Origin of the sequence: Trichocoleus sp. ST-U2, assembly GCF_039961875.1 — a bacterium.
Taxonomy (GTDB): Bacteria; Cyanobacteriota; Cyanobacteriia; order Cyanobacteriales; family FACHB-T130; genus FACHB-T130.
Genome location: NZ_JAMPJY010000091.1, coordinates 1 through 7013, shown reverse-complemented (window position 1 = coordinate 7013; position 7013 = coordinate 1). Strand labels below are relative to the sequence as shown.

6 protein-coding genes are annotated in these 7013 nt (G+C 48.4%); 2 read left to right on the top strand and 4 right to left on the bottom strand.

Features of this window, described 5'->3' with window-relative positions; all coding sequences use genetic code 11:
* Window positions 1-339: 339 nt before the first annotated feature.
* The gene (locus tag NC996_RS27960; RefSeq protein WP_190410452.1) at window positions 340-603 is read right to left on the bottom strand and encodes a hypothetical protein; all 264 of its coding nucleotides are present in this window, start codon (window positions 601-603) and stop codon (window positions 340-342) included.
* 284 nt (window positions 604-887) lie between these two features.
* On the opposite strand from NC996_RS27960, the gene NC996_RS27955 reads away from it, so the two are divergent.
* A complete protein-coding gene (locus NC996_RS27955) occupies window positions 888-2615 on the top strand; it encodes a nucleoside transporter C-terminal domain-containing protein (protein ID WP_190525274.1) in 1728 nt (575 codons plus the stop codon).
* Between the two features lie 148 nt (window positions 2616-2763).
* On the top strand, window positions 2764-3375 hold the full coding sequence (locus NC996_RS27950; RefSeq protein WP_190688882.1) for a DUF3318 domain-containing protein: 612 nt from the start codon (window positions 2764-2766) through the stop codon (window positions 3373-3375).
* Between the two features lie 3 nt (window positions 3376-3378).
* Here the strand turns inward: NC996_RS27950 and NC996_RS27945 are convergent, their stop codons facing one another.
* The 3 genes from NC996_RS27945 to NC996_RS27935 form a co-directional block, all read right to left on the bottom strand.
* Window positions 3379-5142 carry a phospholipid carrier-dependent glycosyltransferase gene (locus NC996_RS27945; protein ID WP_190688880.1) on the bottom strand — a complete coding sequence of 588 codons (1764 nt, stop codon included), beginning with the start codon at window positions 5140-5142 and terminating at the stop codon, window positions 3379-3381.
* A gap of 616 nt (window positions 5143-5758) precedes the next feature.
* Window positions 5759-6031, bottom strand: a complete 273-nt coding sequence (locus tag NC996_RS27940) for a hypothetical protein (RefSeq protein WP_190535056.1) — start codon at window positions 6029-6031, stop codon at window positions 5759-5761.
* Window positions 6032-6151: 120 nt separating this feature from the next.
* Window positions 6152-6763, bottom strand: coding sequence for a hypothetical protein (locus NC996_RS27935; protein WP_190688877.1), 612 nt, complete (start codon window positions 6761-6763; stop codon window positions 6152-6154).
* Window positions 6764-7013: the final 250 nt, after the last annotated feature.

Genomic DNA, 7013 nt, shown 5'->3' with positions numbered 1-7013 from the left:
GCCGCTAAATTGGCAAGTCATACCTTACGATTGTTACTCAAACGGCGCTTTGCCATTGATGTGTTAACTTTTCGTCAAGCTGGTGCTTGTTCCTCATAATTCACATTAAGCGTAATTTCTAAATTTCCGATATGCGATCCGAAGGCTGCGCGGTAGCGCAATCGCTCTTTTGTTTACGGCTGACACAATCGTGCGATCAGCCTAGAGGCTTCGCTTCGCTAAGGCGCTCAACCAGAGGAAATGCGTGAAACGTTCGCGTAGCGTTCTCGTTCCTCGAAGGGGTTCCCGAAGGGTAGAGTAGCTATCCCGTCGGGAGTCGCGCTTTACTTCTATAAAGCATCACTCGTCAATCGCTGGAGGCTCGCGCTTTAATAAATCAGAGGGAGGGCGATCGTTACTCCACGCCCACCAAACACAACCACACTGGCACTGATAAAACTCCTGCCATTTTCGGCGATAGTCTTCCGTCATCACGGGCGATCGCCGGTTGAGCCAAACCTGTTGCGCTTCCCTGGAGGAAGCCCGACAGTTAGGACAGCAAAACTCGCGGGCGTGAGTAGCAGATTCGATCCATTTGGGAGGAACTGAGTCAAAAGCTTCCATGTATTGAATTTGCGGGTAGTTAACTGCCCAAGAGCAGCATTCTTCAAGCTGGGACTGCTCTAGCTAAGTTGTTTCCTTGTGTTTAGGAATTCTTAAGTTTGAATAAGATACAGGCTTCTGTGCTTATTTTAAAGCTGTAGTAGTACTGAAGCGCCTCATTTTCAGGTATTGTCTTGGGTGTCCCGTGTCATCCTTCTCCAGGCGGGGATAAAGCCGAAAAACGCGCTGATTTGTAGGGGACGGCAAACTGGGAAGCACTCTCTCAAGAAATAAGGATTCAGCCCATGTCTCATCCTTTTTATCTCAACCTTATCTCCTTTTTCGGCCTTTTTGGTTTATGCGCGATCGCATGGCTCTTTTCCGAACACAAGCGAATCATCCCTTGGCGCGTCATTATCTGGGGCATCGGGTTGCAATTAGTCTTGGCTTTTTTGGTGTTCAAGTTTCCCCCCACGCGAATCGCACTGGAGCGGTTTACGACCTTACTAGACGCGGTGTTTGTCGCTGCTGACACTGGGGCGCGGTTTGTATTTGGGAGAAATATTGTCCCCATCCCCGGTCAAGATCCACCAATCAATCTTGGCTATATTTTTGCTTTTCGCGCCTTACCAACAGTAATCTTTTTCTCCGGACTGATGGCGCTCCTCTACAACATCGGCGTCATTCAAGTCATCACCGAGCTATTTGCCAAATTATTTTATTGGACGATGCGCCTGAGCGGCGCGGAAGCACTCAGCGGTGCCGCGAATATTTTTGTCGGGATTGAGGCGGCGATTGTCGTTAAGCCTTATCTGCCAAAAATGACCCGTTCGGAACTGTGCGCGATTCTAGCGTGTTGTTTTGGTACGGCTGCCTCTTCAACCCTAGCAATTTACGTCAGTTTCCTCAGACCTGTCTTTCCCAACATTCTGGGACACTTAGTATCGGCGTCGATTATGGCTATCCCCGCCTGTTTTGTGATCTCAAAAATTTTAGTGCCAGAAACCGGAACTCCGCTGACGCTGGGCGGCATTCCTAGCGAAAAAACAGCCAAGGAATTTGAGCAAAATGAGTTTGAGGAAGTCGAGAAGGAAGGAACGTACAAACAGGAAACCGTAGCTGGAGAACCCATCGAGCGAGTTAGCCCCTTAGATGCGGCGATTGTCGGCTCTTTAGATGGGGTGAAGATGGCAGTAGCGATCGCTGCTGTGCTGATCTTAATCTTGGGTTTAGTTTCTTTAGTTAATCAATTTTTTGGTTGGTTGGGCGGTTTACCCGGAGCAGTGGGTGATTTATTTAAAGTTGTCACTTTAGCAAATATTCAAGGAGTCTTGTTTTATCCCCTAACAATCTTAACCGGCGTCCCTTTTAGCGAATCTTGGACGGCGTCTGTGATTATTGGGCGACGACTCCTCGAAACTGCAATTCCTCCCTATCAAGCGTTAGCAGAAGCCGCCCAAGCCGGAACTGTAAGCGATCGCACGGTGTTAATCGTCAGTTATGCCCTCTCCGGATTTGCCCATCTGGCTTCGGTGGGCATTTTTGTCGGTGGCACCATTGCCCTCATTCCCTCACGGCGCAAAGATATCTCCGAACTCGGTTGGAAAGCGCTATTTGCTGGCACGCTGGCGACAATGATGATTGCCTGTCTAGCTGGCATATTTGACACTGGAGATCCCAGTATTTTGGGTGTACAGGGCGCTCCTGCTTCTATTACCGCTCCGGCTGCTAGCCCAACGGTGTCTCCTGCTCCCGGTGCCACGGTTTCCCCTGTACCAACGTCAACACCCGTTAACCCAGCGATAACGCCCTTACCGGCTACAACGATTTCACCCGAACCAACGTCAACACCTGTTAGCCCAGCCCTAGCGCCCTCACCCGCAACTCGGCTGCAAGCCCCCGCCACAAAACCTCCGGCGACACCCAGAGCGACAACAACACCCAAGGCGACGCCTAGAGCTACCACTCCGCCCACTCAGCAAGCTCCTAAACCCAAGCCTACGGCTTCAGCCGTTCCGTCTCCCTCCCCCTAAAACTGAGGATTGTGGGTTTATTTCAACTACCTGGGTAGGGGCATATCCCTACTTTTACCAGTTATTTCATCCACATTCCTTAGAATAGTTTTCAGTGAGTAGAGGGGAGCGATCGCGTCTTTACCATAGTTGCCCCAAGTCATCCAAGATGAATCCAGAGCCTGAAATTCGCCGCTTATTAGATGTCATGCCTGCATCTGGTCGAATGCTGACAAAAGTGGTTAGCAAACCGGAGCAACCGCAGGTGATTAATAGCCCGTTTCCGCTGCCTTGGGCACAAGATCGACCGATTTATATCAATTTTGATTTATGGCGTCGCTTGTCTCAGCCGCAGCGAGATTTGCTGATTTTACGCACAGTTGCTTGGCTGACTGGGATCAAGTGGTTTAAACCCGACCTTTATCAAGGTGTGGTGGCGGCTGGAGCAATCGGAGCAATCGTGCAGCTTGTCCAAGGAGATGCTGTGGGTGTTGTCGTGGCTAGCGGATTGAGCGGACTGGCAGCGACTCAGATTTGGCGAAATACTCGCAGTTCTCAGTCTGAACTGGATGCAGATGAAGCGGCAATTAAGGTAGCGATTCGGCGGGGCTACACGGAAGCTGAAGCTGCCCAGCAACTGTTATCCGCAATTGAAGCCGTCGGTAAAATCGAAGGTCGCTCTAGTTTAAATTTTACAGAGTTAATTCGCTCTCAAAATTTAAGAGCGATCGCGGGTTTGTCATCGCTGAGCGTTCCAGAAAGCGTCAAAAAAAGCAGTTAAGCTTTAGCGATCTCGACAGTAATAAAGTTTGGTTTCGTAGCCATCCACTGAAGGGAAATTGGCATTCGTAACACATTTACCTAACTCTATGGGTGCGTGGAAATTTACCAGCAAAACATCTAGAGGGCGCGGTAAAGTCGCCAAAGTTTTTTGCAACGCCGCTGTTGAAGTTTGAGGATTTTGGTCTTGATGCGCTAGGAGAAATTGGATTTCCCTTGGCTGTACCGCTTGCTGTTTGAGTTCCCACGCGATTCCCATCATTTCCCCATTTTGTACATGGGTTTTGTGAGTTGTAGCAATTAGAATTGGCACCTGCCCAGATGAAGATGAGGAATCTTGCAACTTTATAATCGCTGGCACTAAGAGATCGGGACGATAGTATTTCTGATAACCCAAATTGCAGGCGACTGTTAGCCCACTCAAAAGTCCCATGAGCCAAATGAGCGCCACAGCTTTTTGACCAGATATTTTAATAAAAGGGTTTATTTTACCTTTGGCTTTTGAGCCGGGATCGATGCTGACTGGACTTGACTCTTTTAAAGTAGTTTCTTCAACCTTCACAGCGTTCCAGCAGACGGCAAGACTGGCTCCTACGATAACAATTACAGCCGGAAAATAGACGAAGTTATACCTTGCCCCGCGAGTTAAATCAATTCCGAGGATGTAGGTAAAAACAAAAAATAGCGCGATCGCACTCCAAATAAAACCCTCAAAGAGTTGGGTTGTCAAACCCGCTTCTTGCCGCTGAAATTTCAAGCTTCGATAGAGGATGGGTAGCGCCCAAAGAAAGAAAACAATCATCACAGCCCCAGAAAGAATCACCACGACTAAATCGGGTGACTCTACCGGAAGTAGGGCGATCATCGTAATCCAAGCCGCGATCGCTTGAAAGATTGGGCTAAGCCATGCCAAACCGACGCGATCGCCTTGAATCCATTCGGTTAGCTTGCCCCCATAACTATTCTGTAAAAATACTGGCACCCACACTAATCCCCCCGCCAGCGTCCCAGCCGCAACCGCCAGCAATGGGATTGAGGACTTGACAGTGGGAAATTTAAAATTATTCTTCTGAGTCCGTCTTTGTTGCCACAGAAGGACAATCAACGCCAGCGCTTGGGCACCCAAAGTTAGAACGAAAAAATAATGACTGGAAATTCCTAATGTATTAATCCCTACCCAGAGCAGTACCAGCCAAATGGGCAGAGATGCCTGACGTTGCAGGTGTCGTGCGGAAACCACCAGACAGGAAAGGGAAGCGATCGCCCACAAAATTGCCAAAGTGTAATGACGGGCTTCCTGCGCTAGAAAGATGCCGTAGGGCGAAACCGCCATCATCGCTGCCGCCAGGTGCCCTACCAACCGAGAACGAAACGCAAACCAGCCGAATGCGTACATTGCAGGGATAGAGGCGACGCCGAAAAGGGCAGCAAGCGATCGCGCTCCCCACAGCGAAACCAATCCCCCATCCGGTGGAAATAGTTTCAACCACAGGTGAGTTAGCACAAAGTAGAGAGGGGGATGGTTGCTTTCAGTGACTAAGTGATGAATGACATCGTTGATTCCGGCTGCTGGGTTTGCTTGCAGGGGTTGCAGGAGAGTATCGAGTGCGATCGCTTGGTCTAGGGGAACGCCGCGAAAACTATTGCCTAGGCTGAAAACCAGCGTCGAAAATTCATCCGTCCAAGGCGACTTGCCAGCCAAATTCAGCAAGCGCAAGCCAGTCCCAACTCCTATCCACACTAAAAGTAGCAGCCAGTTATTAGTCATTAGTCAATGGTGAATGATACTTAGTTAAGCGCGATCGCTAACTATCATCCCTAGCTTAAATGGCACTCGCCTTAAGCCGTGTAAGATTCCATTGAACAAACGTTCCTAATCTGTTGACGTAGTAAACAATCAGGTTGCTGCATGACCGGATATGATTGGCGGCGCTTTCTAAGTCTCAAGGTACTGCGTCCCGGACGCTCTTTGATCGCAGTCTAAATGCACAACAGCTTAGTAATCTGAAGAGACACTCGAAAAGGACATCCTCTCCTATCCGCTTGGCGAATCATTGCCGTAGCAAGACATTACTCAAACATAGCACCGGCTATCAGTTGCACAGGAGCCGTAAAAACGTAGTAGATGATACCTGTACCCAAGAGTAAGACAGCCAAACTGAAGAGCATTACCCAGCGATCGGACGGTTCATAGGTATCTTCGTCAATATCACGAGCCTTTAATGCGTGAACTACCCACCACCAACCGCAAGCGGTATGGTGGCGCTTCCAACTTCGTGGGGGATTTACGGCGAATAAGTTAATTTCACTTTATGAGGATTGCCTCATAAAAACAAATAAACTTTCTTGTCAGATGAATAATTAGAAGTGATTGAATGCTGCCTTCAGCTATTAAAGCTTGATATCAGAGAATTCCAATCGAGGTTTTTCACCAGTTGGATCGCATCTTGGGGCAAATTCCCGATCTCACCCCACAACTGTCCGGGGGTAATGCCAAAAACGTACTGCAATCCCACCACCAGCACCAAAATCGTCAAAATCAACCCGAAACCAGCTTTTAAGATTCTAATCAGCAGCGTAACCAGCAAGAGGGACACGGCGATCGCTGCAACTACTAACACAATCTGCGAATCTACTGACCCAATTAAAGAATCCATATTCCAAAATGCTAATGAGTGAGTAACAATAACTTTCCCTTCTTTGTACGGTGAGTTGACTCAATGAGCTTGCAAGCCAATTTGTTAAATCATTGCGTCAACCCACTTGTACGCATCTCATTAATCGTCAATTTCTACGGCTGTGAACGTACTAGGAATGCGAGATTCAATAAATTCCTGCGATACGTTAGGAACCGCCAGCTTATTCTCCTGGGAAGACTTGAGTGGTGGAACGTTAAACTCAAGCGCAGAGGTATCAGGATTTCGGCGGGCGATTAAACGGGTACCATCCAGAATTGTATAAGTGGCAGGTGTTGACTCAATGCCTGCAACGTTAATGCCACTCGGTAGATAAACTCCCTGGCAATCCCAGCCTTCAGGCGTTGTCTCACCGTCTGCTAGGAAGTAGAGACTGTTATCGCCAGTCTTCGATTCTTCAGAGGCGGGGCCAAAGATGCCGATTGTGTTCCCAGTTTGATTGCTGCATTGTCCCCAGGTGACACCCGACTCGATTGCGGCTTTTTGCAAGGTCAACTCGTCAATTCGCTGTTGCACTTCTGGAGGGATATCCTGGCTTTCCTGGAGTGCTGATAAACCGTTCAGCGTTTTTGTCACCTGAACATAGTCAGGATTTTTGGATACTTTGGGTCGATCTGCCAGAGAAGGTTGGGCGATCGCTAGGTTCACCACAAATATCACTAGGGCGAGCGCAATTTTGAAAAGATTCTTCATGTTTTTCTCTTGTGACAACCAGAAAGGCTTTCTCAATGTTCTTGTGTCTTTTGTCCAGACTGGCTATCCAGACTGGCGATCCGGTTTGGCAAGAATCTATTGCAGAAGCATAAATTCATCCTACGTAATCACAATTTACGTCTAATGTGAATTAGACAAAGGAACGGGAGAGATTGAGAATCAAAGTACCACCCATGAAACTCATCTCTCCGATGACTAGCATAGACTTTCCTAACTTGATGATTGTCGT

Bases quoted from the DNA above. Each gene is read 5' to 3' on its own strand.
- NC996_RS27940 (WP_190535056.1), bottom strand. From the start codon at position 6,031: ATGGATTCTTTAATTGGGTCAGTAGATTCGCAGATTGTGTTAGTAGTT.
- NC996_RS27950 (WP_190688882.1), top strand. From the start codon at position 2,764: ATGAATCCAGAGCCTGAAATTCGCCGCTTATTAGATGTCATGCCTGCA.
- NC996_RS27945 (WP_190688880.1), bottom strand. From the start codon at position 5,142: ATGACTAATAACTGGCTGCTACTTTTAGTGTGGATAGGAGTTGGGACT.
- NC996_RS27935 (WP_190688877.1), bottom strand. From the start codon at position 6,763: ATGAAGAATCTTTTCAAAATTGCGCTCGCCCTAGTGATATTTGTGGTG.
- NC996_RS27960 (WP_190410452.1), bottom strand. From the start codon at position 603: ATGGAAGCTTTTGACTCAGTTCCTCCCAAATGGATCGAATCTGCTACT.
- NC996_RS27955 (WP_190525274.1), top strand. From the start codon at position 888: ATGTCTCATCCTTTTTATCTCAACCTTATCTCCTTTTTCGGCCTTTTT.